The following is a 26,079-nucleotide window of genomic DNA, read 5'->3' on the forward strand; positions in this document are numbered from 1 at the left end:
TTTTTGCTATGGTAGAATTTTCACGAAACTCAGAAATGTAATTGGCAAAGGTTTTTAGGCATGTCAGCAGCCGCACAAGTTACAGATTCTACTTTTAAGCAAGAAGTACTCGACAGCAGTGTACCTGTTTTAGTTGATTTTTGGGCTCCCTGGTGTGGCCCCTGCCGTATGGTAGCTCCTGTTGTCGATGAAATTGCTGCTCAGTACGACGGTCAACTAAAAGTTGTGAAAGTTAATACTGATGAGAATCCTCAAGTTGCTAGTCAGTATGGCATTCGCAGCATTCCCACATTAATGATTTTTAAAGATGGGCAAAAAGTTGATATGGTCGTTGGTGCTGTACCCAAAACTACATTAGCTAATACTTTGGAAAAGTATCTTGGTTAAACCTCAATCGGTAATACAATCCTTTTGAGACGCTATTTTGCATTAGTTTTAGGTAAATATTTGTCAAAAAGTTTATGAGGCGCGAATTCTCGCGTCTCAATAAAACTTTCTCCGTACTAGTTAATGTACATTCAATATATTTGAAGAGCCTAATTTTGGTTTTCAAATATTAAATATCTAGCCAGCATAGGCTTCATTTATAGTTCCTCAGACTACTAGTTTGAGGAAATTTTAGTTTATGTAATAAAATTCGTTTTTAATTAGAACTTCTCTTGATAAACATTTAATTATTCAAGTTTAGTTGCTAATCTTTGTACGTTTTCTTCTGCTGCTAAAAATAAATTGACGTTTTTGCTCAAAACTTATTTTCTTTTTTAAGAAAAATGCATTTTTCTGCTTTAGTCTTATTACCACTAGACACAAATAATATAGAAGAAAAAATTATTGAAATTCTTGCCCCATACTATTCAGAGTTAGAGGTTGAACAGTATAAAGAATATCTAAATGAAGAAAAAATTATAGAAGAAATAGAATATTTAACAACACTTTCCACAGAAGAAATTGAAAAAATAGCTACAGATTGGGAAATTTCTAGTCATGATCTGAGAGGTCTAGCCAAAATGGAACTAGGTGATAGACTAAGATGGTTTGAAGAAGAAGCCGATGGAATTGATGAAGTAGGTTTATATAAAATGACAACGATTAATCCTCAAGGTAAGTGGGATTATTATCGTTTTCTAGAAATGGAACCATTAGACTCAGCAACAGCCATATCTTATCCTTGTAGAGTTGTTGATTTACCTGAAGTAATACCTTATGCAATTGTGACTCCTAATGGCGAATGGCATGAATTAGGAGAGGTTACAGGAATACAGGCTTTTGTAAATACAATTCATGGAGGTTCAATAATGAGTGAGGAAGAAACTTTATGGCAAATTAAAGTAAGAGAAATTCTCAAGGATTATTCAGATTGTATTTGTGTTGCTTTAAGATGTCATATTTAATTTAGTAATTACCGTAGGTTGGGTGTAACGAAGTGTAACCCAACCTACAAGAATTAAAAAAGTTTTTGCCAGTTAATTTACCAAAATCCGATCGCCATGACTAGGCGGTTGTGAAATTACCAAAAATTCTAAATCATTGTCACTTTCATTTAAGATTTGGTGAGTTATACCAGAGGAAATTTCTATACCTTCATGCTGAGATAGAATTTGGCGATCGCCATTTATTTCTAATGTTGCAGTTCCAGATAAAATAAAGAAAAATTGCTGCGATCGCTCATGATAATGCTTCACTTCAGATGTTCCTGGTGGCATAAGTTCATGAATCACACTCAAATTTGGTTGTTTGACTAAATGCCAACCATGACACCTATTACCCCATAGATAATGCTCAGCGTTTTCTTGACTAATCATTTTCTGTCAATTTAATGTATTGAATCTTCGTTATCAAAAATTAAAAAAGACAGGCATATTGCCTGTCTTTTTAAAAAAGGATTTATCAGAAAATTTTAGAAATTCATTTCAGCAGCTTGAACTTTTTCAACCTGTTTCTTCTTGAGAACTAGCATTACTTGAGCCAACATTACCAGCCCGACAAAGGCAATTAACCAACCAACTCTGCTGGCATCTTGCAACACAATTTCTGTATCTTTTTGACCGAAACCGCCAACGTTGGGGTTATTGGTCAAAGCATCACCAGATTTTACTGTTTGTCCTTCAGAAACAATTAGTTCTGGGCCTAGAGGAATTGTATCAGTGACCACATCACCAGCTTCGGTGGTGATGTTCACTAAATATTTCACGTTACCGTCACCATCTTCTTCTTTGGCAATCTTGCTAATGGTGCCAGTAGCGGAAGCGTTGTAAACTGTGTTGTTGCTCTTTTCGCCAGTAGGATAAACTTGTCCGCGTCCTCTGTTACCGCCTACATGAACTGCATATTTACCAAAGTGGATGTTTTTGTCAGTTGCAGGGTTAGGAGACAGAACAGGGAAGACAATTTCTTGATATTGTTCGCCAGGTAAGGGGCCAACAATAACAACGTTGTCTGAACCTTCTTTGTAGGTTTGGAAGTAGGTATCGCCGACTTCTTCTTTCAGTTCTTCAGGAATGCGGTCTTCAGGAGCAAGTTTGAAGCCTTCGGGTAGCATCAATACTGCGCCAACGTTTAAACCAACTTTAGAACCATCTGCACCAACTTGCTGCACGCTGGTATCGTAGGGAATTTTTACCACAGCTTTAAATACTGTGTCAGGCAGCACTGATTGAGGTACTTCTACTTCTGTTGGCTTGGCTGCTAGGTGACAGTTAGCGCAAACGATTCTACCTGTCGGTTCGCGGGGAGTTTCAGGATAGGTTTGCTGCGCCCAGAAGGGATAAGCAGCAGCACTTTGAGGCAAAGCGATATCGCTAGTAAAGAAGAATGTTACTGTAGCGATCGCTATGAGCAATGTTCTAGTAATTGCTCTAGCACTGCGAGTTAACCTCGCTGTTGTAAAGGCATTTCTCATCTCTGTAAGGACAACGATTCTTGGATGAAGTAGTCAAGGGTTAAGAGTCATGAGTCAAGGGTCAATAGTCAATAGTCAATGATTTACACTATGGACTTTGGACTATGGACTTTTGACTAAAAATTATGCCCACCAAGGTTCTTCGCCGGTGCGGAAGTCGGTTTCAGTCCAGGGTGTGAGAACAATCTTGTCGTTTTCGGTTTTGGCGTGGCTTAAAGCCAAAGAACGTGGCGCAGGGCCTCGGACTACTTTACCAGTTGCGTCGTATTGAGAACCGTGACAAGGACATTTAAATTTGTTTTCCGCTGCGTTCCAAGGAACAACGCAACCCAAGTGGGTACAAACAGCGTTAATACCATAATCGGTAATAGCTTCTTTGCTTTCAACCACAATGTAGGTGGGGTCGCCCTTCAATCCTTGAACGAGGGTGCGATCGCCTACGTTATGGCTATCTAGAAATTGACTAACGCTCACATCATTGCCTAAGCTGTCTTTTGCTGTTGTACCACCACCAGCACCACCAGTAGCAGGAGGAATAAAGTAGTTAACAACGGGATACAATGCACCCAGAGCTACTCCAGTGACAGTCCCAAAGGTGAGCAGGTTCATGAATTGACGACGACCCATATCGGGAACGTCCATTGATTCCGAAAATTGAGCCATATCCTACGCGCTCGCTCTTTGTATATTTTGTCTAAGCATTTTGACAAGAGTACTAATACTTGAGCAACTCTTGTCTCGGTCGAAATGCTAACCAATGATGCTAAACTTCTTTGTTGCAAGATACTTTTAGCAGCTTTTCTGTTAGCATTACATTTCTTTATATCCTTATCATACTTGAGTTACGGAACTTAACATCATAACTAAATGTAAAATCTAATTGAGAGAAGCTATGACAGGAAAGGAATTACACCAACTGTTGCTTGATAAGTGGGGACATTCTTACGATGTCCAGTTCCGCCGTACTCAAGGCAAGATTTTTCTGCAAGTCATGTGGAAATATCTAGAGCAAGCTTCTTTTCCTCTCACAGAGGCAGAGTACCAAGAACATCTTGAGAGCATCGCTAATTATCTTAATGCTTTAGGGGGTACAGCACAGGTACAAACTTTTATTGCCCAAACACGCGATCGCCCCCGCCTTGGCAAAGCTGTTAGCATTCCCCTCGATTTGGGTGAACGCGCCTCTGAATGGATTGTATAAACTAAGGGATAAGTCAGGAGATAGGAGTCACTAAAGCTACAAAATCCTACTCCTTTTGAAATTATTCTTTTATTAATTAATAATGCTCCAAAACTTAAACTATAAAATTCTTGCGCCTAAAGGCACATCTCTATCTGGGTGAATTAATGCTACTTTGCCATCATCTAAAACTACACCTAAAACTAAAACTTCTGAAATGAAATCAGCAATTTGACGAGGTGGAAAATTAGTAACAGCTAAGATTAAACTATTTACTAAATCGTCTGGTTGATAAAGTTTGGTAATTTGGGCGCTAGATTTTTTTATCCCCAAATCACCAAAGTCTATCCAAAGTTTGTAGGCTGGTTTACGTGTTTGAGGAAATTCTGCAACTTTAATGACCTTGCCTACACGCATTTCTATTTTTTCAAAGTCACTATAAGTTATTTGGGTCATTTGCCTGTGAGCTTAACTAAACCAATTCCTCCCATGTAAAGCCCTAAAACTGCACCAGCTAACAAAGCTTGGGTTAAGGGATCGGTAGAAGGGGTAAGAACAGCGCCTAAAATCACGGCTGCCATAATTACATATCGCCAGCCAGAAAGCATTACGTCGGAAGAGACAATACCCAAATTACCTAGCAATAATTGAATTATCGGAATTTGAAATGCCAAACCAGTACTAAATAACAGCAGCAGTACAAATTCAAAATACTTATCAATTGACCACAGTTGTTCTACTACATCAGCACCATAACTAATAAAAAATCTCAAAGCTGCGGGAATAAGCACTGAATAAGCAAATACTAATCCACCAGCAAATAACACACTCGACCCTAAAACTATTGGCCCCAATAGGCGACGTTCACGGCGTGTTAATCCTGGAAGCACAAACTGGATAATTTGATAAAGGATAAACGGGCTAGAAAGTACCAGTCCACTGTAACCAGCAACTTTGAGGGAGACAAAGAAATATTCTCCTGGTGCAAGTTGAAGAAATTTCACTCCTTTTGCTGGTACTTCTAGTAATTGAACAAGTGGCTTGACAGCCAAAAAACAGCCGATAACACATACTACTACGGCTATTAATGAATAGAAAATCCGCTGTCGTAACTCTTCTAGGTGGTCGAAAAGCGACATTTCGACTTCGCCAGGCAACTCATCAAGAGGATCAGTGTCTGAGTTGCCTTGTCCTTCTAGGTCAATATTGGCATTAGTGATAGTGTCAACTTCTGATGAGGGAGTCATGAGTAGGCTATGAGGTAGGCAACATTTGTTAACTATTCTATTACTCCCTTACGCCCCTGCCAAAGCAGCATAGTATCGCTGCGTCAGTTTTCACTCAAAATCTAACTAGCGAAATTATATTTGTTTCTAATTAAAGATTTTTTTCCTGTTTTTTTATAGTACGGCTTGCATAAGTTAGTGGGAAGCCATCTTGTGAGTCATGCCCATCCTGTAAACTACATAGACAAATGGATGGAACCGATATTTTAAAAATCACGTCTCTGCGGCCATTAGCATTGCATAAATTGACACAACATCAACATACAATGCTGAGTTTGGAAACTCCGATTCATTAAGGTGGCATCTACAAATAGTGCGATTCCTTCGGAAAGCTTTGCTAACGCAAATTGTTCGCTGAGGTTTGTATGCATAGGATAATTTGCATTGGACTGATGGCATTACCTGCTTATTTGTACAATGCGGAACCCGGTTTAGCGAGTAGTGGTGATGTGCCAATTCTTACCACTCCTTTTATCAATCAGATTGATGGTATTAATACTCAACCGAATCTAGCGCCCTGGCTATTGTCTTCTAGAGAAGATCAAACGGGAGAATGTCTCCGTCATGGTGGGTGCAGGGATTAATTATCAGGCGAAATCTGAGGAATTAAGTTTGAGTCAGAAAGTTTTAGTAGTGTTGAGTTACCAAAGTGCAGAGTCGCTGTGTTATGTAGTTTGTACTCTGTTTTCTGAACTCAACACTTTTTATATAGCAATCCGACTTGATTGCTGAATCATTCGTAGAGGTAGGGAACAGGGAACGGGGAACAGCAAAGAAAAAATTAAGGACTACTGATTTTTTAAAAAAATCAAATATGAGTCCTATATTCGGTACTACACAATTTTTTCTATATAAAAAAATATAAATATTATACGAAATTAATTATCTTTAGCTTGATTTAAAGTTTGTAGAGAAGTGGGAGTAGATTTGTTTTTGTAATTTCTTAACAAATTGCTATATATTCATTTTTTTAAATAAAATAAACAGGGCTATAGATTTTCTGAGTTAATGAAGAACAATCATACTGTGTGCTATGAGAAAATAAATCTAAATTAATTTTTCGGCAAACTGCAAATTCAGTAAGTAATAGTAAATAAATTTTTTTGAATAAATACATAAATTAAGTAAAAGAAATATATTTATTTAGCAGGTTGCACTATCCCTATTGTTAACAGAGTGAATTAGATTAGTTATGCCTTTAGATTTAGAAAGATTTTATCAGGCTTGTAATCCTAGCCGACCTCTCATGATGGGAGATGCAAGCGATCGCCGTTACTATATCGATTTTGCTGCGGTGCGTGGCGGCAAAATCATTGAAGCTTTGCTGCGGACAATTACGCGAATTTCACCAGATACACCGACTTGCCAATTATTTACTGGACATCTGGGTTGTGGGAAATCGACAGAATTATTACGATTGAAAGCCGAGTTAGAAGAGCAAAAATTTCATGTAGTTTATTTTGAGTCTACCCATGTCTTAGAAATGGCAGACGTGGATGTAACGGATATTTTACTAGCGATCGCCGGACAAGTGAGCGAAAGTCTTGAAGCAAACAAAATCCGACTCAAGCCGAGTTACTTTGCGAAATTGTTTACAGAAGTTGTCGATTTTTTACAAACACCAATCGACTTGGGAGTAGAAGCAGAATTATCTGTAGGGATAGCCAAAATCACCGCTAAAACCAAAGAAAGTCCCCAACTGCGACGACGGTTAAGAGACTACCTCGAACCGCGCACCCAAAATATTTTGCAGTCTATTAATAAAGAACTACTAGAACGCGCCACTAAAGAACTGAAGAATCAAGGTAAAAAAGGCTTAGTAGTTATTGTTGATAACTTAGATCGCGTCGCAATTCGTTCTTTACCATCCGGGCGATCGCTGCCAGAATACTTATTTATTGAACGGGGTGAGCAATTACGTAAACTAGAATGTCATTTAGTTTACACTATTCCCTTATCTTTAATCTTTTCTAACGATAGTGCTGAACTTCAGCATCGTTTGGGTGGTGGTGTAGCACCAAAAGTTTTGCCAATGATACCCGTGCGCCTGCGTTCTGGAGAAATATTTAATCAAGGCTTAACACTGATGCGACAAATGGTGTTAGCTAGAGCCTTTCCTGACATCGAACCTAGCGATCGGTTAGGCTTAACTACAGAGATATTTGATAACCTGGAAACTTTAGATCGATTGTGCTTAATTAGCGGTGGTCATGTACGAGATTTACTGGGGCTGCTGTTCGACTGTTTGAGAGAACAAGATCCACCTTTTGAGCGCGAGTGCGTAGAACTAGTGATTCAACGCCAAAGAGACTACCGCGCTCACGCCATCGACCCCCATGAATGGGAACTAATTTTTCAGGTAGTACAACAGCAAAGAGTAGGTGGTGATATCGCTTATCACACTTTATTACGTAGCTTGTTTGTTTTTGAATATCGTGATCATCGGGGAGCTTGGTTTGCTGTCAACCCAGTTATCGCAGAAACGCAAAAATTTAAATTATGGTTGAACACACACAAGCAGACATAAAATCTGCCAACGAGCGGGCGTTGCGGAGTTTAAGCAGAGCAATTTCCCTGTCGCGGGGACAATTCTCCGTAGTGTTAGTGTGTTGCAACTATTGTGTTTTGCAAGAGCAAATACTGCAACAACTAGAAAAAATTTTACCAAACTCAGTCCTGAAGTTAGTTTTACCCCAAAATGCGAGAAGTCTTTACAGTGCGATTCATGTTCAACTGCGCACCGATGAACAGCAACCGTCAGCGTTGAACATCTTGGGATTAGAATCAGTAGAGCGCATTGATGATTTACTTAGCTCAATCAATCAAATCCGCGATGAATTTCCCAAGCGTCACCCATTCCCGATGATTTTTTGGGTGAATGATGAGGTGTTGCAAAAAGTAGTGCGTTTAGCCCCAGATTTTGCGAGTTGGGCGGCGACACCAATTCGCTTTGAAATGACAACAACTCAGTTGCAAGAATTTTTGCGCCAAGAAACAGACTCTTTATTTGCTACAGTTTTACCTACACAACATCAAGGTAATCAAGGTACAGAGCAATATTCTACCTTAGAGCAAATCTGGGAACATAACGACGAACTCCACTTTGCAATTCAGGAGTTACGACATCGTGGTATTACCTTAGAACCAGAATTATATGCAAGTTTAGAATTTGTTTTTGGTTTAGATAACTATGTTAGCGATCGCATTGGGCAAGCCTTAACCCATTTTCAGCAAAGCTTGCAAGTTTGGCAACAATTAGCATTAGAAAACGAACCAGAAAATACCAACCAATCAATTCCTAATACCTGGAATACAGAATTAGATATCCTCAGCAACCACACTTCGCCTTTAGTCCGCCAAGGCGTATTACTTTATTATTTAGGGTTATGTTATTCCCGCCTCGCTGAGCAAAATCAAACTGAAAATCGTCGCCATTGGGATACAGCTAAATCTTATTTACAGCAATCATGCAATGTGTTGCAATTAGCGCAACGTCCCGATATAGTTGCTGAATTTATTAGTCAACTAGCTGAAGTTTTAGAACATCTGCAAGAGTGGTCAGAATTGCAGACTGTAGCACAAAAATCTTTAGAATTACATCAAATTTATGGTAGTCAAATTCAACTAGCTTGTGACTATGGTTTTTTGGCGCAAGTTGCTTTGCAGCAGTCACGCTGGATGCAGGCAAGTATTTTAGCTCATGTTTCTTTATTGAAATTAGGAGAAGCTCAAAAACAAAGTGCTTCTCATCAATATTTATTTCCCTTATTGTTGGCGCAAATTTATTATTTAGTTTTAGCAGAAGCACAGCAAAGTTTAGGTGATCATCAAGTTGCTAATGAATATTTAGATAAAGCAGCCAAAGAACTACCAAATGCGTTAGAAAACAGCGCCCATCAATATAATGCCCATCGTTATATTCGCTTATTACGGATACTGCGATCGCTTTATTTTGCCGCTGGACGCTATCTCGAAGCTTATACTATCAGACAAAAACGACGTTCTGTTGAGCAACAATACGGCTTTCGGGCTTTTATTGGTGCAGGACGCTTGCAACCCCAAAGACAAGCCACCAACCCAGCGTTGATGTCTCCTTATGGTACTAGTAGTGTCGCCTTAGAAATCGCTGCTTCTGGTAGAGAAGATGATATTAATAACTTAATTGGCAAAATTAGCCGCGCTGATCAAAAGTTGATGGTGATTCACGGTCAGTCAGGTGTAGGTAAAAGTTCTACCGTTAGCGCCGGACTCGTACCCGCATTACAAAATCGTACCGTCGGTGATCAAATTGCTGTGCCTGTAGTCATTCAAGTTTACACAGATTGGGTGCGAGAATTTGCTAAAGCTTTAACTGCGGCGATGTCTCAAATTCAGAGAGAGACAGCGATGGAAGTCACGACATCCGACCTCAAAATTCCCATAACTACCGCCGACATCTTAGCTAAATTAACCGAAAATGCGAATAATCATTTAATTACAGTTTTGATTTTTGACCAATTTGAAGAATTTTTCTTTACTTGTAATAACCCAGTAGAAAGGCAGAAGTTTGATAGATTTTTGCGAGATTGCTTAAATATTTCTTTTGTCAAAATAGTTTTTTCTATTCGAGAAGATTATTTACATCGGTTATTAGAGTTTAAAAATCTGTCAGCATTAGAAGCTATTGATTATAATATCCTCGATAAAAAGATTCGTTATCAATTAAATAACTTTTCCCCAGAATATGCCAAAGTCATCATTCAAAAGTTAACAGAACGTTCTCAGATGCATTTAGAACCAGCGTTAATTGATGCTTTGGTCGCAGATTTATCAGCAGACCTAGGAGAAGTCAGACCGATTGAGTTGCAAGTTGTAGGCGCACAACTGCAAGATGAACGAATTAATACTTTAGAACAATATCAACCATATCGACCTAATAAACTAATTGAGCGTTATATCAAGGAATTAATTAAAGATTGTGGCCCAGAAAATGAACGAGCCGCTTTACTCGTTTTATATTTACTCACCGATGAAACTAATCAAAGACCTTTTAAAACTCGTGCCGAATTAGCTACAGAAATTGCTGAATTAGAAGATGCGGGGAAGCTAGAATTAGTCTTGGACATTTTAGTAAGCTCTGGGTTAGTAGTGCTATTTCCTGATGTACCAGAGCGTTATCAATTAATTCATGATTATTTAGTAGACTTGATTCGCTACTTGCAAGAACAAGAATCAAGCTTACAAGCTAAACTTGATCAACTACGTCGCAAAGTTGATCAAAGTGAATGGGAAATTGAGCGACTTAAAAGCGAACTTCGCCAAAAAAAGCAACAAGTCAGACTCCCAGAAGCTCAACCCCAGCAAGGGTTAGATTTAGTCACAGAATTGCGGGAATTACGCAAACGTGAAGAATTAAGTCAGCTAGAAATTGAACAATTAAGATCTGTGCTGAAAGAAAAAGAATTAACAGCACAACTGGCAGAAGCTAAAGAAAAGCAACAACTTAACGAAGCGCGATTAAATCGTTCTTTGAAAGTTGCCTTGTCAGTGGCATTTTTAGCTATCTTCGGCTTATCTATTTCCATCATCACCGTTTTAGATAGCGAAATCAAAACCCTGAGTGTCTCCAGTGAAGCTTTATTCGCTTCCCAAAAAGGTATCGATGCGTTAAAAGAAGGGATAAAAGCTGGCAGAAAATTACAACAAGCGCTTTGGGTGGATTCCTCAACCAAACAGCAAGTGCAGACGGCGCTGTATCAAGCAGTTGCGGGAGTGAGGGAATTTAACCGTTTAGAAAGTCATACAGGTGGTGTTAATAGTGCAGTATTTAGCCGCGATCGCGCCTTAATTGTCTCAGGTAGCGCTGATAATACAATTAAACTCTGGCGTGCTGATGGTACTTTGATTAAAACTCTCTGGGGACATGAAGATATCGTCAACAGTGTAAGTTTTAGTCCCGATGGTCAACTTATTGCCTCTGGCAGTCAAGACAAAACGGTGAGATTATGGAGCCGAGAAGGTAAATTAATTAACACCCTGAAAGGTCATACAGCTGTAGTTAATAGTGTAAATTTTAGTCCCGATGGTCAAATTATTGCTTCAGCTAGTACTGACAACACTGTGAAATTGTGGAGTCGTGATGGAAAATTACTCCGTACCCTCACCGGACATAAAAGTTCCGTCTTAGATGTAGCTTGGTCACCAGATAGTAAAACTTTGGCTTCTGCTGGTGCGGATAAAAGCATCAAGCTATGGAACCGAGAAGGTCAATTGCTGAAAAGCTGGCAAGCACATGATGATGCTGTCAAAAGCCTAGCTTGGTCGCCAGACGGTAAGACTATTGTTTCAGGAAGCTTAGACCAAACAATCAAACTATGGAATCTCCAAGGTAAGCTGATTAGAACTTTGTCAGGGCATACTGGGGAAATTACTAGCGTCAGTTTTAGTCCTAACGGTCATACAATTGCCTCAGCTAGTCTTGATCAAACAGTAAAGTTGTGGAGTCCTCAAGGTTTGCTGTTGGGAACTCTCCGAGGACATAACAATTGGGTGAATAGTGTAAGTTTTAGTTCTGATGGTCGAACTTTGATTTCTGCTGGTCGTGATAAAACTGTGAAACTTTGGCATTGGGATGATGTGCTGCTACGTAATCCCAAGAGTGACCAAAAAGACTGGATTACGAGTATCAGTTTTAGCCCCGATAGCAGTACCATAGCCGCAGCCAGTCGTGACTCTACTGTCAAAATCTTGAATAGTAAAGGTCAACTTTTACGTATCTTAAAAAGTCATCAAGGTCAAGTTTGGGGTGTGGCTTGGTCGCCGGATGGTCAAAATATTGCCTCAGCCAGTAAAGATAAAACAGTCAAAATTTGGCAACGTGACGGCAAACTCCTGCATACTTTAACCGGACATCGAGATACCGTATTAGGTGTAGCTTGGTCTGGTGATGGTCAAATTATCGCTTCGGCTAGTAAGGATGGCACAGTTAAGCTTTGGAGTCGGGATGGCAAACTACTGAATACCTTAAAAGGACATCAAGATGCTGTTAATTGGGTGGATTTTAGTCCTGATGGTAAATTGTTAGCCTCGGCCAGTGACGATAAAACGGTAATTATTTGGAGTCGTGATGGCAAACTGCAAAAAACCTTAAACCGTCACAGTCGTCCAGTGAATGGCGTAGCTTGGTCAAATGACGGTAAAATTCTAGCTTCAGCAAGTGTTGACAGCACAGTGAAACTTTGGAGCCGAGACGGTCAACTACTCAATGATATTTCTGGGGATGGTGATAGTTTCATTAGTGTGAGTTTTAGTCCCAATGGCAAAACGATAGTAGCTGCCAGTGAGGATAAACTCAAGTTATGGAACCGCGATGGAACATTACTGATTGCGCTAAAAGGTGATCAAGAAGAATTGACCAGTGTGACTTTTAGCCCGGATGGTAATACCTTAGCAGCAGGCAGTGGTAAAGGCATGGTCATTTTTCGGCCTCTAGCAAATCTCAAACTAGATAATTTATTAAGGCGGGGTTGCGATTTGCTCCATGATTATTTCCAAACTAACCCCAAAGTGAGTAAAAGCGATCGCGCTTTATGTTTTAGGCAGTAAAACACAACCTCAAACTTGACAATAAAAATTGAAGTTTTTATGAACTTATCCCTTGTATCTTTAAAGAGAAATAAAAGTTGCGAATCGTTAAAAAAACGCGACACAAAAAGCTAAGCTCAAAACAGATACAGCAAATAAACGTCAAAAAAATTGACTCTACCTATATGAGCAAAAAATCTCTAGCTGTTGCAACGGTAGTATTCGCACTCATTTGCGGTGGTTTGATAACGAAAGCAGAAGCTTTTAACATTACTCCTGAAGAAAATGGGCCAACATTTATTCTGAATGAAGAAAAAAATGCTTTAAAGGCTATCAGAGGCTTAAAAGTTTTAGATAAAAAGTATAACGTAAATTTTATTAAGGGAACTTTTGAAGAGTTATCTCCCACAACTACAGGAATTACAACTTTTTACGAAAATCTTCATGATGCTCAACAAGCCAGCATAACCCTTTGGCAAAGCATAATTAATGTTTATGACTTATCTGGTAATGCTTTTTGGCAATTAGAAGATACAGAGGGAAATTTATCTGATGAATGGAATATTCCCTTTATTTTTGAAGGTGGTCTGGGAGCCGGCTGGTGGCGTGGGTCAGTCAACTACAATAATATTGGGTTAAGTAGAATAGGGCGAATTGGTGCTGGACAGTTATATTTTACAGAATTAACTTACGCCAACTTTACTCAATCAACAGGAGCATCTGTACCAGAACCTCTAACTATTCTTGGTAGCTTGACGGCGACTGGTTTTGGTATTGCTATAAAAAGAAAATTTGGATCTACACGCCAGAATTAATACCAATTCGTAATTAATGAATTCAAATTTTATCTAAATTCCAAAGTTTGAATTTGTCAGCGAATTTCAAACGAATGGTGTAAAATTCAGCTTTATGTTACATCTATTTACCGAAAAAGATTCAAAATGATTTGAATCTTTTTCGGTAATTTTTTGAAAAATCACTGAGTTGGTAATTTTGGGTGTGCATCTGAGTATTTCGCTACTACCGCAGAAATTTCTGGGTTATATAGCCGCAGATAATTCCAGTAGTTACCAAAAACTTGGCGGACATAATTTCTCGTTTCATCAAAGGGAATTTCTTCGACAAATTCATCAGGATCTTCTTTAGGAAGAGTTTGCAGCCATTTAGAAACATTACCAGGGCCTGCATTATAACTAGCTACAGCCAACAAAGAATTACCACCATATTGCTGATGGGTATAATCTAAATACCATGTACCCAGCATAATATTGTCATTGGGAATTGTTAAATCAATTGTTTTGCTATCCAAATTATTTTTTGATGCTATCCATTGACCTGTACTGGGTAATACTTGCATTAGCCCTGTAGCGCCAGCAACTGACTTAATTTTAGGCTCAAACCGTGATTCTTGACGAATTAAACCTGTAACTAGTAAGGGATTAAGTTGACGTTCGGTAGACCATTTTTCAATTTCTTTGAGATAGGGAAATGGATAACGGGCTTGCCAATAAGTGATTTGTTTGCTTAAGGCTTGATATTGAGCTTGTTCTTCGGGTGTTTCTCTATCTTCCAATTTAGAAATGATGTCTATTCCCGAAAGATTTTCTCCTCTAGCTAAGCGCATCAACCCTTCGGTGAATTGTTCTGCAACGGTGGGCTGCTTTTTGTTGAAGAATTCTGTTTCCCATTGCAACCAAGCATCACGGTCTTGACCTAATAAATACAATTCTTTAAAGGTGTCTGAACCAGCTGTCGGGACTGGACGTAGGTGTGGAACTACTTCCGGATTTAGTTGGCGCACATTGTTAAAATTGCCGACATTCAACCCTAAGATATTGGCCGATCGCCAGGCATAATACGAATGGGGAAACTGACCAACTACATACTCAAATGCTGTTTTGGCTTCTTGTTGCTTGCCTAATTTAATTGCCCATTTACCAACCCAAAAACCTGCTCTGGGAGCCAAAATGCTGTTAGGGTTATTGGTGGTAATTGGTTGCGCCCATTCCCAGGCGGTGACGTAATCGTTAGCTTTGGCTTTATCTTGGGCAATCTTCCAACGGTATTCTGCGGCTTCATCTGAGTTACCATACTTGCTCAGCAGTAAATCCCAAGCTTGTTGAGCCGATTTTTGATCGTTCAGACCAGAGAGAATTTTAGCTTTAGTTGCTAGTGCTGTCGGTGCTTGTTCTGGGAATTGCGCAATGACTTGATTGAGATATGGTATGGCATCTTTACGGGTTTTTGCCATGTCTGCCAGACGTAATAATGCAGTTCCCGTTTCTCGTGCATTGGGGAACTGCTGCACTAGTTGCTTGTAGATAGCGATCGCTTTTTCTCGGTCTTGGCTTTGGCCACCTACTTGTAACCCCCGTGCTATACGGTAAAGAGTTTGGGCTGTTTTTGGTGCTTTAGAGTAAGCTACCGCCGCTTTGCGAAATTGTGCATTTTCCCAATAAGCTGTGCCAATTACTTCCCAGTCTGCGGGTTTGAGATTTGGCTGTTTCATCAATTGATCTAAAATTCCAACTATCCCTGGCTGATTGTAGGCATATTTCGCCAAGATTAATTTTAATTGCGGCTGATTGGAATTTTTTTGCAAGCGCTGGCGAATAATTTCCCAGGTGAGTGGATGGGAAGGAAATTGCGCGATCGCTTGATCTTGGGTTTCTGGTTGACCAATTAAATACAGCGCCTTCGCTGCTGCTGCTGCTTTGGGATAATCTTTGAGAACTTTTCGCCGCAGATCAGAAGCTTTGCCTTGTTCACCTAAAATATCCTGTGCTTGAGCTTGTTTCAGCAATATGTAGGGCGCTAACACAGGATAATCTTTTTCTAATCCCGTTAGTAAATCAAGGGCTTGTTGAGCATCTCTAGTTTCAATTAAATCACTTGCTAAAAGATAGCGGGCGCGATTGCGGTCTGCTGAAGCAAATCCTTTGGCGATCGCTTCTAGTTTTGCTGCTCGTTCTACTGGAGATTGATTCACCAGTGGAAACACACTAGATTTAACTTTATTTGCTTCTGATAGCTGTTCTGATTGATTTTTATCTAGTTTGAGCCATTGACTGAATGTTTTGCCAATTTCAGGTGCTGAGACCATTGCCCCAGCTGAAAAGGCAAACACTGCTGCGCCAATAATTAAAGGAACTTGGTTTTTCTTGAGTTGCTTCAGCATTGATACCCGCTGAAAATTGTTGATGAATTTTTGAAACTCTAACACTCTTAGCCAGAAGTGTTAGTAATTTTTAATTTTTTGGGACTTTTTAATTTTACATACGAATTTTCCATAATAGATTTATTTTATTTATTCAGCCATAACCGACACAGAGTCGGAGTTTTGGCAAATTTAACCTGCTGTTTCTTCACCCAACCGTCCAATTGCGACTGTTTTTTTGCCAATGGCGATCGCTGAATTATTGCCATCACTCACTCTACACTTAGATAGATGATCCTGTGTTTTTGTTGCGCTTTCTACACATACAGCAGAATTTCAGAATTCAAGAGTCATAATTCTGAAGACTCATAGGCTTTCTATCTAGCTTTGATATTTAAATCGTCTACTTAAAACTTATTTAAAGCTGCTGTAGCACTCTTAATTTAATTTTTGTAAAAAATCTGTAGACCTTTACTTATTCTTTCGTTTTCCCTGTCTGTCCGAAGGATCAGAAATAAATCGGATTACGACAATTAATTGTTCTACATCTATCAAAAGTTGAAAATATTGATATTTTGTATCAATCAATAGTAAGAATATTAAGTTCATCTGCAAAGCCTGATGTTTCTAGATGTCTTAAAAAGTCAGGCTTTTAACATACTCAATCATATTGCACTTCTAGACAAAGCTATATATCTAGATAGTTAGGAATTTCTAAAGTCTCACGGTAATCTATTGAAAATTACAGCTAATTTTGCCAATAAATCATCAAATTAGCTGCTCGTTTTTCTGTGGAAAAATTAGCAATGACTGTGAAACTCAAGCCTTTTGAAAAACAAATTCCTGTAACGGCAGATTTGGCAACCGCTCCTACCACTAAAAAAGCCCGTTATGTTCCCTTACATCAGCGGCGTATTCTCTGCATCTTCCCCAAGTACAGTCGTTCTTTTGGCACGTTTCATCATGCTTATCCACTTATGGGTAATGTTCGGGCTTTTATGCCACCCCAAGGTATTTTGATTGTGGCGGCTTACTTACCCCAAGAATGGGAAGTCCGCTTTATTGATGAAAATTTACATCCTGCCAAAAAAGCCGATTATCAATGGGCAGATGTGGTGATTGTCAGTGGTATGCATATCCAAAAACCACAGATTAATCAAATTAATCAACTTGCTCACCAAGCAGGCAAAATTACAGTTTTGGGCGGCCCTTCGGTGTCTGGTTGTCCAGAATATTATCCTGACTTTGATATTTTACATTTGGGTGAATTAGGAGATGCCAGCGATCGCATGATTGAGTATCTCGACCAAAATCACGAACGTCCACCACAGCAAATTCGGTTTATCACCAAAGAACGTTTACCTTTAACTGAGTTCCCGACACCTGCTTATCATTTGGTAAATCTCAATCATTACTTTCTGGCAAATGTCCAATTTTCTAGCGGTTGTCCTTATCGCTGTGAGTTTTGTGATATTCCTGAACTCTATGGCAGAAATCCGCGAATGAAAACCCCAGAGCAAGTTGTGGCTGAACTTGATGCGATGCGTAAATCTGGCACTTTAGGCGCAGTGTATTTTGTTGATGATAACTTTGTGGGCGATCGCCGCGCCACGATGCAGTTGCTACCTCACTTAATTGACTGGCAAAAGTGCAATGGCTATCCTATTCAATTTGCCTGTGAAGCAACACTGAATCTTGCTCAAAGTCCAAAATTGCTGGCTATGATGCGCGAAGCTTATTTTTGTACAGTATTTTGCGGCATTGAAACACCAGAACCAGAGGCTCTCCACTCTATTTCCAAAGACCAAAATCTCAGTATACCCATCTTAGAGGCCATTAAGGTTTTGAATAGCTATGGTATGGAAGTAGTATCAGGAATCATCATTGGGTTAGATACAGATACACCAGAAACAGCAGACAGAATTCTGGAATTTATTCGTCTGTCGCAAATTCCGATGTTGACAATTAACCTACTTCATGCACTACCTAGAACTCCTTTATGGCGGCGGTTAGAAGCCGAAGGACGGCTCGTCTTTGATGAAAGTCGTGAATCAAATGTTGAGTTTTTGATGCCATATCAGCAAGTTATCGAGATGTGGCGGCGTTGTATTACCGAAGCATATAAACCAGAATTTTTATATCAGCGGTTTGCCTACAACATAGAACATACTTACCCAAACCGTATCACCGTACCTAACAGCCCTGCTCGGACTTCGTGGGCAAATATTCGCAAAGGCTTAACTTATTTAACTAATATTTTGCTGCGTGTTGGTGTATTTGGTAACTATCGTCAAACTTTTTGGAAAATGGCCAAACCTGCGCTGAAAACAGGCAATATTGAGAACTTAATTCACGTTGGGCTAGTCGGACATCATCTGATTAAGTTCGCACAAGACTGTGCCAAAAACCAAGAATCTGCTTCATTTTATTCACAAAAAATACGTCCTTAGTTATTAGGCGCAAACTAATAAGCTATTCAGCTTTTAAATTACACAATAAATCATGAAGTTCGTTGACTGTTGACTGCTGAAGGTAGCAGTCAACACGAAAAAAGTGGAAGAGTTAACTGAAGCATAGCCAACTAAACGCAATATATTGCAATAAAGTCATGAAATCTTGATATTAGCTTACTTAGAGTATATGTACTCATAGCATATTTTCCCTCATATTTTTATTGCGCGTGAAAATGCCTAAAAGCTTTACTAAATAAGGATTGTATGGATTAAGTTCAGAACAAAATACCGATGCGTTCACCCGACTAATATCGTGTTGCGAGGATGAAATATACAGATAAAGCAACCGTAAATGTCCCACTTTTGAGTGGGAAATCAGTCTTCATAATTAATGCTTGACGAAAACAGGAATATTTTCCAGCCTTAATTAATCAGGATTTGAGCTAATTCGCTTTTGAACAAATTTCTGCCAACCGCTGAAATTTCCAGCAAGTTCATAGATTTAGTGTTCTTCTAGTTCTGGGAATTTGACAAGCTATTGAATTCTCAAAAATAAACCTTTAACTTGCTAATTAAGCCAACTATCTCACAGCATTTAAGTTTTTAGGAAATTACTATTATGATGACTGAATCTATACTTACCGCAGTAGAAGCTACCAGAGAAACCTGCATCGAATGCCACAATATTTGTATTGATACCCTCAAATACTGTAAAAATCAGGGGGGTCGATACATGGATATGACTATGATGTCGATGATGCGCGACTGTGCAGAAATGTGCATGATGTGCGTCAATATGATGAACGATGGTTCCGAGTTTATGGGAAATGCTTGTAGTTTGTGTGCAGAAATGTGCGATCGCACCGCAATGGCTTGTGAGCAGATGAATGAAGACCCTACAATGATGTTTTGTGCTGCTATTTGCCGTAAATGTGCGGAACACTGCAAAGCAATGGGACTCAATTCAGCTTCTTATTTCCGCAGAGCTAGTTTAATCACAGAAGATGCACTTTAATCTAGTTCATTTAATATCTGAAAATAGATAGCGATCGCTACAGTCATCACAACATAAATTGCAATAAAAAAAGCGACGATATCATGATTGATATCGCCGCTAAATCATTTCATTTCAATCATTTGGAGCATTAGGAATCTGCATATTAATGTCTGCTTGAGCTAAGTTAGGAACTGCCGCCCAAGTTACTTGATCAGGTTTGAGAAATTCTACCAAAGCTGGCGGAACATCGAAATGCATTTCTTGTGTAGTTGGATTGATTCTAGCAACTAGTTGTGCGCCATCTGTAAGCTTCAAAATTGCTGGTTCTCCTGCTGGTAAGTTTAGACCTGCAACTTGTGCATCACTTGGTATATAGACAGCATCACAATCCCAATCTTCATCAGTAGTTTGTCTATTTCCTAAATAGTAGAGACTGTTCTGAATCGAATCTTCAGGTTTACGGCTATAAATAGCTAGTGGTCTTCCTGTTTCATTGCGACAACTAGCCCAATCTTCAGAAGTTTCTAGAGTTTGCTTTTGTAATTGTAGCGCTGCAATTTTTTGTTGTAGTTCTTCTGCGGTGTAACCAGCCTGTTCAGGATTATTTCTCGCCATTAACAGACTATTCAGATTTTGCACAACTATCGGATAATCTGGGCTAACTTTAGACATTTTATCTGCCCAAGAAGGTTGAGCTACCGCGAAATTTAGTAAGAATAACAACACAAACAGCATCATTTTCCAGGCTTTCATTGAATTTCTCCTTTTTCAAACCATTTTGTTTTCTCTATAAAAATTTGCTTTTAATGCGGTCAATGCGAGTACATCTTCAAAATATTCATTTTGATTAGTAAAATCAAACACTCTTTTTTGTTAATTCCATAAATAGAAGTAATTAAATATCGAACAATTATCAATAATTTATTTAATGTTTTCTAAATCATTCGTGAAATCAAAGATCCCCGACTTCTTTAAGAAGTCGGGGATCTAGACACCGCGAATTTCTACACTAATTTATGGACTCTTTCTTCCCTGTTACCTGTTACCTATTCCCCGTTCCCTTGACTTGAATTAGCTGATAACTTTGCACTGTCCCAACAACGCGGTGAGGACGAGATAAATCAGGAGAATTTTTTAAATATATCCAAGCGTAGCTAAAAGCTGGTAGTTGAGAAATTGTCTCTAACGTTTTTCCGTGAATAGGTGTGTAGAAATTTAAGAGTACAGCATTTTTACTATCAACATTAACAAAGTAAATTGGATGAGTTTGCAAAATTGAGGCGATCGCAGGTTCTTGAAAAAACTTTCTAAACGCTGGGTTATAATCACCGATTAATCCCAAACTACCAGCTACAGCTAAAGCCAGCCAACAGGGAATTAACCAACCAGCTAACCAATAACGTGCTGTGAGAAACTTGTAACCAAAGTGGTGACGACTAATCCATACCGCAGGTAAACTTAACCAACTTAAACCTACAATCAAGCCAAGAGGTGCATACTTGCGGATATCTGCATTACCCCAAATAAGAATGTATATCCCTGCTAGTAAAAGTAAAATACCTAATCCGCCGAAGCCATAACTTAAGTTACGCGGAAGATTTCTAGGTGGTTGTGTTTTCTCGTAAATTTTCCCCAACCAATCTAAACCTAAAGTTGCTAACAAAGCAATGAAAGGATAAAGGCAAAGACTATAGTGAGATAATCGAGTTGAGAAAATACTCAGTTCTGTAAATAAAACTATAGGAAAGCCAACTAATAATAAATGATAATGAGGTATAGGACGACGGAAGGCAATAACTAAACCTAAAACACTGAAAAACACCCAAGGAAATGCTTTTAAAGGCACATTCCAGAAATAAAATATGATGCCGTTTCCTTCACGTTCCTCAGAACCTAGTTGAAAAACAAACTGTAATAAAGCTTCTAAACTATCGCTACCATAACGCTGCCAACTAAACCACAGCCAAATCAAAGTCGGGATAAAACCTAATACGAAACCTAAATATAAAACAGGGCTACTAAGATGACGGTGACGGCGATGTCCCCCAATAAGATAAGGCAATAGTGCGATCGCTGGCAAAAAAATCATAAAACTTCTGACTAAAAAGCCTAAGCCTAAACATAAACCAGCAATTAATCTCCAAACAGCAGAATATTTAGGTTGTAATTCAGCTTTAAGTAATGAAAAAATAGCTAATAAAACCAAAAAAATCATAGGCACATCAGGTGCGCCTAATCGACAATGTTGCAGCCAGAGAAATTCTAAACTCAAAATAGCAGCAGCTAACCAAGCCAACTTTTTATTGAGAATAATTTTGCCAATTTCATATATGAGAAATAAACACAATATTCCAGCGATCGCACTGGGAATTCTGGCACTCACTTCACTCATTCCAAACAGTGTATAAGCACTAGCAATCATCCAATAAAAACCAGGGGTTTTATGATGCACAGTACCCCAAGGCGCTATCCAGTCACCAGAATCAAACATCCGCCGCGCACGCCAAGCATAAAGCCCTTCATCATGTGCCATCAGGCTATTTTGTCCAGATGTAAATAGTAATAACGGCAGTAGCCAAATTAACAAGCTGATGTAAGGAAATGCGGCTGATAAGCGAAATTGCCGCCAAATAGATTGCAATGAATGTGATTTATCCAACATTTAATTAAAACTTTTCTAGCTTGATTAGTAGGTACTTTTAACTTTATTTAGGCTGCTTTTATTAAAATATGTAACAGAGTACTTGTGCAGAAGAATACCGGAAGTTGCACCAATTTCATCAAAAACTTTTTCAAAATAGACATAATTATGCTACTTAGACCAAATCAACGCCAAAAATTAGATGATACCGATGATCGGCTATTTTATGCCTATCCTCGCTTTGTCACTCATGTTGATGATGGGTTTATTCAACAGTTAACAGATTTATACCGCGATCGCCTCAAACCTAACACCCGCATCATCGATATGATGAGCAGTTGGGTATCGCATCTACCAGAAGAAATAGAATTTGCCCATGTGGAGGGACACGGACTCAATGCTGAGGAGTTAGCACGTAACCCCCGTTTAAATCATTACTTTGTTCAAAACCTCAACGAAAATCCTCAGCTACCCCTACCAGATCAAGATTTTGATGCTGTTCTCATCTGCGTTTCTGTGCAGTACATACAGTACCCAGAAGCAATTTTTTCGGAAATTCACCGCATTCTCAAACCTGGCGGTATTGCCATTATCAGCTTTTCTAACCGGATGTTTTATCAAAAAGCAATTCAAGCTTGGCGTGATGCTTCCGAAGCCACTAGAGTCGAATTAGTCAAAAACTACTTCACTTCAGTACCTGGATTTACCACTCCTGAAGTGATTGTTCGCCAGTCAACAATGCCATATTTCTTACAGTTGATGGGTATTGGCGCTGGAGATCCCTTTTATGCGGTGATTGCTCATCGTAATTAAACTGCTAATCTGACCTAAAAAACATAGAGACGGGAAATTTCCCGTCTCTATAAATTTGTGAAAAATTGCGTTTTAAAAATTTAATTATTGCAGGCTAGATAAAAATCCAAAAACACCATGTCCTGTAAATACTTCTAATGCTATCAGCGAGATAAAACCAATCATTGCTAAACGACCGTTGAGCAGTTCTGCGTATGGTGTGAAGCCAGTGCGATCGCCTTGTTCATCTATATAAACTTTTGGCTCAACCGCAAAGTTGTTCATCTTGCCCTGATCATCAACAATGGAACCGTTAGTACGCATTAAATTTTCCCCAATTGCTTTCGCTTGTAAAGAAGTGTAACAGCATAAGTAAAGTTTTGTAAAGTATCTGAGTCTGCCCAAAGATATATGATGGTGGATTGAGTTTCCAGCCATGTTTCATACACAGGCTTTCATCCTCGTTTGTACCTAGTCTGAGAAAACCCATGCACCGATTCCGAGTAGAGGTGATTACCAAAACACCAAATCCGCAGCAAGTGATTTATGCTGCGATGCACCAGGACTATACCGACGCATTTGTGGTTGATGAACGAGATTCATGGCCTTCGGAATCACAATGCGGCGAAGTTATTGTCAAGCGCCTGTTAGCAGGAGAACGAGGACACTACGGGCCGCTAGAACATCCCCAGATTGTCTTCAACTGTGGCTATTTTCCTCACAGCGTCATGCAACAAGCCCGGACTCATCGCGTGGGCGTGAGTTTTGATGTCCAATCTTTTAGGTATACAGGGAATCAATTTATACAAATAATAGAAGGCAAAAAAGATATAGAAGATGTTTTCTATCTGCGTCCTGTTGGTTACTACACAGATAGACAAGGCAAAAAATATTACTATTCACCAGAGCAACGTGCCGCAGATTTAGAATGGTGCATGGAAGCGGCTAAAAGATATGCAGCAAGTTTTCAAGCTGGTATGTCTGAAGAACACGCTAGAGGGATAGTACCTTTTGACTATCGCCAACATTTTGTAGTCAGCTTCAATGTCAGGTCATTTTTGCATTTCTGTGACCTGAGAAATAAAAAAGATGCTCAATTAGAAATTCAAAAGTTGTGCGAATTAATGTGGCCGCATTTTGCCGAGTGGACACCCGCGATCGCACAATGGTATGAAAAGCAGCGTTTAGGTAAAGCTCGATTAGCACCTTAAATTTTAGCCCCCTGTCCGGTTAGAAAAGGGGGCTAGAAATCAGGTTGATTTTAGAATTTTGAAATAGCCTACTAATTAAAGCTTTTAATCCAAAATCTAAAATCTAAAATTCAAAATTAATTACGCCGGATAAATCCTTAAGCGACGATTCGGTTCTTCACCAAAGCTATGGGATTTGAGGCGATAGTGTTCTACCAACTCATGCTGCATTTTGCGCACTTGGGGAGAACGAGGCAATAACTCAACTGGCTGTCCTTTGGGAATAACAATTTGCTCAACAGCAAGTCTGGCTTCTTCCAGGGCATCAATTTCGTCATCGCTACCGCTGTGCAAGAACAGTTGCAGTTCGCGGTCATCAGCAATTTCTGGGTCGTCGATGTTTAGCAACCGTCGCAGTCCACGCGTGATTTGGGGAATGGTGCTGGCCTTAATCATGTGGATGGGTACATGACGAGCTTTAGCCATTTGCCGTAGTTTAGCGTGGTTTTTGACATGCGATCGCAATGCCAAAATTGCATCAGCACTGTCGATGTCTTTTGTCAAGACCACAGGTAAAGTCAGTACACTAATTACCTGTTCTAGTTGGTGGCGACTCACCCCATACGGATAAACGTGCAGAGGCAAATCTTCACCGTTTGGCCCAGAATTTTTAGTCGCAGCGAAATCAATGCTATCTGAGTAGTTAAAGGATTCATCCAGCAAGCGCTCAAACTCGCTTTGTCCAACCACCTTTTCCCGCTCTACAGTCAATGGTGGTAGGGCTACCATTTGTCCAGATGCACGCCAGCCACCAGACTGCCGCGCTGACGAGAAGGTTTCTTCCCCACTTGTTAGCTGTCCACCACGACCATTAACCACAGATAGCTGCCGAGTGATTGCAACTTTGCCGCTGTCATCTACAGTGCGTGTTTGTGGGCTTGGTTGCCGTCCACGTAATAAAGTATCCACTGTGTCAGCAACACTTTCATGGACTACCCAACGCTGCCGTTCTAACATTTCTACAGCAATCTCGAAGGTAGGAGGAGCTTTGCGTTCTAACACCGTCTTTTGCGAACCGCGCCTTCTGGCTTCATCGTCTCCCAGTGTCACAGCCTGAATACCCCCAACTAAATCAGAAAGAGTCGGGTTTTTGATCAGGTTTTCAATTTGGTTCCCATGAGCAGTGCCTACTAATTGCACACCTCGTTCCGCAATGGTACGAGCTGCTAAAGCTTCCAGTTCCGTACCGATTTCATCAATCACAATCACTTCTGGCATGTGGTTTTCCACAGCCTCAATCATGACTTGATGCTGAAGTTCTGGATGAGCTACTTGCATCCGTCTAGCACGACCAATGGCAGGATGGGCAACATCACCATCCCCAGCGATTTCGTTAGAGGTGTCGATAATTACTACTCGTTTGTTTAATTCATCTGCCAACACACGGGCAATTTCCCGTAGGGCGGTAGTTTTACCCACACCTGGACGACCCAGCATGAGAATGGATTTACCTGTTTCTACCAAATCGCGGATCATGCCAATAGTACCGAATACTGCACGACCGACACGGCAAGTTAAGCCAATAATCTTACCATTACGGTTGCGGATAGCACTGATCCGATGCAAAGTTTGCTCAATTCCTGCTCGATTATCTCCGCCAAATGTGCCGACTCGCTGAATGCAATCATCAATTTGTGCTTGAGTTACGGGTGTTTCACTCAGATACTCAGCTTGATTAGGAAAGCGAGCTTCTGGGCGACGACCCAAATCCAAGACTACTTCAACTAAATTATCTCGCTGAGGATGATTTTCTAGTACTTGTCGCAAGTCTTGGGGCAAGATGTCTAATAACTTTTGGAGATCGTCTTTAATCGTCATGCTTTCTATTGTGACGTTTTGAGAGATAACGAACGAGCGATTA

General features: G+C 39.7%; 21 protein-coding genes and 1 pseudogene. 11 read left to right on the plus strand and 11 right to left on the minus strand.

Features of this window, described 5'->3' with window-relative positions; all coding sequences use genetic code 11:
• Nucleotides 1-36 precede the first annotated feature (36 nt).
• Nucleotides 37-387: pseudogene (gene trxA / locus ACMX3D_RS16320) on the plus strand (thioredoxin); the annotation flags it as partial.
• 383 nt (nucleotides 388-770) lie between these two features.
• Nucleotides 771-1,391 (plus strand): hypothetical protein, encoded by a 621-nt coding sequence (locus ACMX3D_RS16325; RefSeq protein ID WP_482746938.1) that lies wholly within the window; start codon nucleotides 771-773, stop codon nucleotides 1,389-1,391.
• Nucleotides 1,392-1,463: 72 nt separating this feature from the next.
• Here the strand turns inward: ACMX3D_RS16325 and ACMX3D_RS16330 are convergent, their stop codons facing one another.
• From ACMX3D_RS16330 to petC, 3 genes are all read right to left on the minus strand, one after another.
• A complete protein-coding gene (locus tag ACMX3D_RS16330) occupies nucleotides 1,464-1,802 on the minus strand; it encodes a cupin domain-containing protein (RefSeq protein ID WP_482746939.1) in 339 nt (112 codons plus the stop codon).
• A 95-nt stretch (nucleotides 1,803-1,897) separates the two neighbouring features.
• Nucleotides 1,898-2,899, minus strand: coding sequence for a cytochrome f (petA, locus tag ACMX3D_RS16335; RefSeq protein ID WP_482746940.1), 1,002 nt, complete (start codon nucleotides 2,897-2,899; stop codon nucleotides 1,898-1,900).
• A gap of 123 nt (nucleotides 2,900-3,022) precedes the next feature.
• The gene (petC, locus tag ACMX3D_RS16340) at nucleotides 3,023-3,562 is read right to left on the minus strand and encodes a cytochrome b6-f complex iron-sulfur subunit (protein WP_482746941.1); all 540 of its coding nucleotides are present in this window, start codon (nucleotides 3,560-3,562) and stop codon (nucleotides 3,023-3,025) included.
• 229 nt (nucleotides 3,563-3,791) lie between these two features.
• Here petC and ACMX3D_RS16345 point away from each other — a divergent pair, with 229 nt between their 5' ends.
• Entirely contained in the window at nucleotides 3,792-4,100 is a 309-nt protein-coding gene (locus ACMX3D_RS16345; protein ID WP_482746942.1) for a DUF3067 family protein, read from the plus strand.
• A 99-nt stretch (nucleotides 4,101-4,199) separates the two neighbouring features.
• Here ACMX3D_RS16345 and ACMX3D_RS16350 read toward each other — a convergent pair whose 3' ends face one another.
• Nucleotides 4,200-4,535, minus strand: coding sequence for a tRNA-binding protein (locus ACMX3D_RS16350; RefSeq protein WP_482746943.1), 336 nt, complete (start codon nucleotides 4,533-4,535; stop codon nucleotides 4,200-4,202).
• Complete coding sequence (gene tatC / locus ACMX3D_RS16355) at nucleotides 4,532-5,326, minus strand: twin-arginine translocase subunit TatC (RefSeq protein ID WP_482746944.1); 795 nt, start codon at nucleotides 5,324-5,326, stop codon at nucleotides 4,532-4,534. The genes ACMX3D_RS16350 and tatC overlap by 4 nt, the downstream gene beginning before the upstream one ends.
• Nucleotides 5,327-5,730: 404 nt before the next feature.
• Between tatC and ACMX3D_RS16360 the strand changes: the two genes are divergently transcribed.
• From ACMX3D_RS16360 to ACMX3D_RS16375, 4 genes are all read left to right on the plus strand, one after another.
• Nucleotides 5,731-5,949, plus strand: a complete 219-nt coding sequence (locus ACMX3D_RS16360; RefSeq protein ID WP_482746945.1) for a hypothetical protein — start codon at nucleotides 5,731-5,733, stop codon at nucleotides 5,947-5,949.
• Between the two features lie 608 nt (nucleotides 5,950-6,557).
• Complete coding sequence (locus tag ACMX3D_RS16365) at nucleotides 6,558-7,892, plus strand: P-loop NTPase fold protein (protein WP_482746946.1); 1,335 nt, start codon at nucleotides 6,558-6,560, stop codon at nucleotides 7,890-7,892.
• A complete protein-coding gene (locus tag ACMX3D_RS16370; RefSeq protein ID WP_482746947.1) occupies nucleotides 7,865-12,949 on the plus strand; it encodes a WD40 domain-containing protein in 5,085 nt (1,694 codons plus the stop codon). The genes ACMX3D_RS16365 and ACMX3D_RS16370 overlap by 28 nt, the downstream gene beginning before the upstream one ends.
• Nucleotides 12,950-13,113: 164 nt before the next feature.
• Nucleotides 13,114-13,743 (plus strand): PEP-CTERM sorting domain-containing protein, encoded by a 630-nt coding sequence (locus ACMX3D_RS16375; RefSeq protein WP_482746948.1) that lies wholly within the window; start codon nucleotides 13,114-13,116, stop codon nucleotides 13,741-13,743.
• Between the two features lie 161 nt (nucleotides 13,744-13,904).
• Here ACMX3D_RS16375 and ACMX3D_RS16380 read toward each other — a convergent pair whose 3' ends face one another.
• The gene (locus ACMX3D_RS16380; protein ID WP_482746949.1) at nucleotides 13,905-16,106 is read right to left on the minus strand and encodes a lytic transglycosylase domain-containing protein; all 2,202 of its coding nucleotides are present in this window, start codon (nucleotides 16,104-16,106) and stop codon (nucleotides 13,905-13,907) included.
• 125 nt (nucleotides 16,107-16,231) lie between these two features.
• A complete protein-coding gene (locus ACMX3D_RS16385) occupies nucleotides 16,232-16,354 on the minus strand; it encodes a hypothetical protein (RefSeq protein WP_482746950.1) in 123 nt (40 codons plus the stop codon).
• A 537-nt stretch (nucleotides 16,355-16,891) separates the two neighbouring features.
• On the opposite strand from ACMX3D_RS16385, the gene ACMX3D_RS16390 reads away from it, so the two are divergent.
• Together ACMX3D_RS16390 and ACMX3D_RS16395 are read left to right on the plus strand one after the other, a co-directional pair.
• Nucleotides 16,892-18,535 (plus strand): B12-binding domain-containing radical SAM protein, encoded by a 1,644-nt coding sequence (locus ACMX3D_RS16390; RefSeq protein WP_482746951.1) that lies wholly within the window; start codon nucleotides 16,892-16,894, stop codon nucleotides 18,533-18,535.
• A 622-nt stretch (nucleotides 18,536-19,157) separates the two neighbouring features.
• Nucleotides 19,158-19,553 carry a four-helix bundle copper-binding protein gene (locus tag ACMX3D_RS16395; RefSeq protein ID WP_482746952.1) on the plus strand — a complete coding sequence of 132 codons (396 nt, stop codon included), beginning with the start codon at nucleotides 19,158-19,160 and terminating at the stop codon, nucleotides 19,551-19,553.
• Between the two features lie 114 nt (nucleotides 19,554-19,667).
• Here the strand turns inward: ACMX3D_RS16395 and ACMX3D_RS16400 are convergent, their stop codons facing one another.
• Both ACMX3D_RS16400 and ACMX3D_RS16405 read right to left on the minus strand, forming a co-directional pair.
• Entirely contained in the window at nucleotides 19,668-20,288 is a 621-nt protein-coding gene (locus ACMX3D_RS16400) for a hypothetical protein (RefSeq protein WP_482746953.1), read from the minus strand.
• A 289-nt stretch (nucleotides 20,289-20,577) separates the two neighbouring features.
• Nucleotides 20,578-22,197, minus strand: a complete 1,620-nt coding sequence (locus ACMX3D_RS16405; RefSeq protein ID WP_482746954.1) for an ArnT family glycosyltransferase — start codon at nucleotides 22,195-22,197, stop codon at nucleotides 20,578-20,580.
• A 147-nt stretch (nucleotides 22,198-22,344) separates the two neighbouring features.
• Between ACMX3D_RS16405 and ACMX3D_RS16410 the strand changes: the two genes are divergently transcribed.
• Entirely contained in the window at nucleotides 22,345-22,989 is a 645-nt protein-coding gene (locus ACMX3D_RS16410) for a class I SAM-dependent methyltransferase (RefSeq protein WP_482746955.1), read from the plus strand.
• 84 nt (nucleotides 22,990-23,073) lie between these two features.
• Here the strand turns inward: ACMX3D_RS16410 and ACMX3D_RS16415 are convergent, their stop codons facing one another.
• Nucleotides 23,074-23,292 (minus strand): high light inducible protein, encoded by a 219-nt coding sequence (locus ACMX3D_RS16415; RefSeq protein WP_482752356.1) that lies wholly within the window; start codon nucleotides 23,290-23,292, stop codon nucleotides 23,074-23,076.
• A gap of 164 nt (nucleotides 23,293-23,456) precedes the next feature.
• Between ACMX3D_RS16415 and thyX the strand changes: the two genes are divergently transcribed.
• Nucleotides 23,457-24,179, plus strand: coding sequence for an FAD-dependent thymidylate synthase (gene thyX / locus ACMX3D_RS16420; protein ID WP_482746956.1), 723 nt, complete (start codon nucleotides 23,457-23,459; stop codon nucleotides 24,177-24,179).
• Nucleotides 24,180-24,299: 120 nt separating this feature from the next.
• On the opposite strand, the gene ACMX3D_RS16425 is transcribed toward thyX, so the two are convergent.
• Nucleotides 24,300-26,036 (minus strand): R3H domain-containing nucleic acid-binding protein, encoded by a 1,737-nt coding sequence (locus ACMX3D_RS16425; RefSeq protein ID WP_482746957.1) that lies wholly within the window; start codon nucleotides 26,034-26,036, stop codon nucleotides 24,300-24,302.
• Nucleotides 26,037-26,079: the final 43 nt, after the last annotated feature.

It is taken from the genome of Anabaena sp. TISTR 8404 (assembly GCF_056847745.1).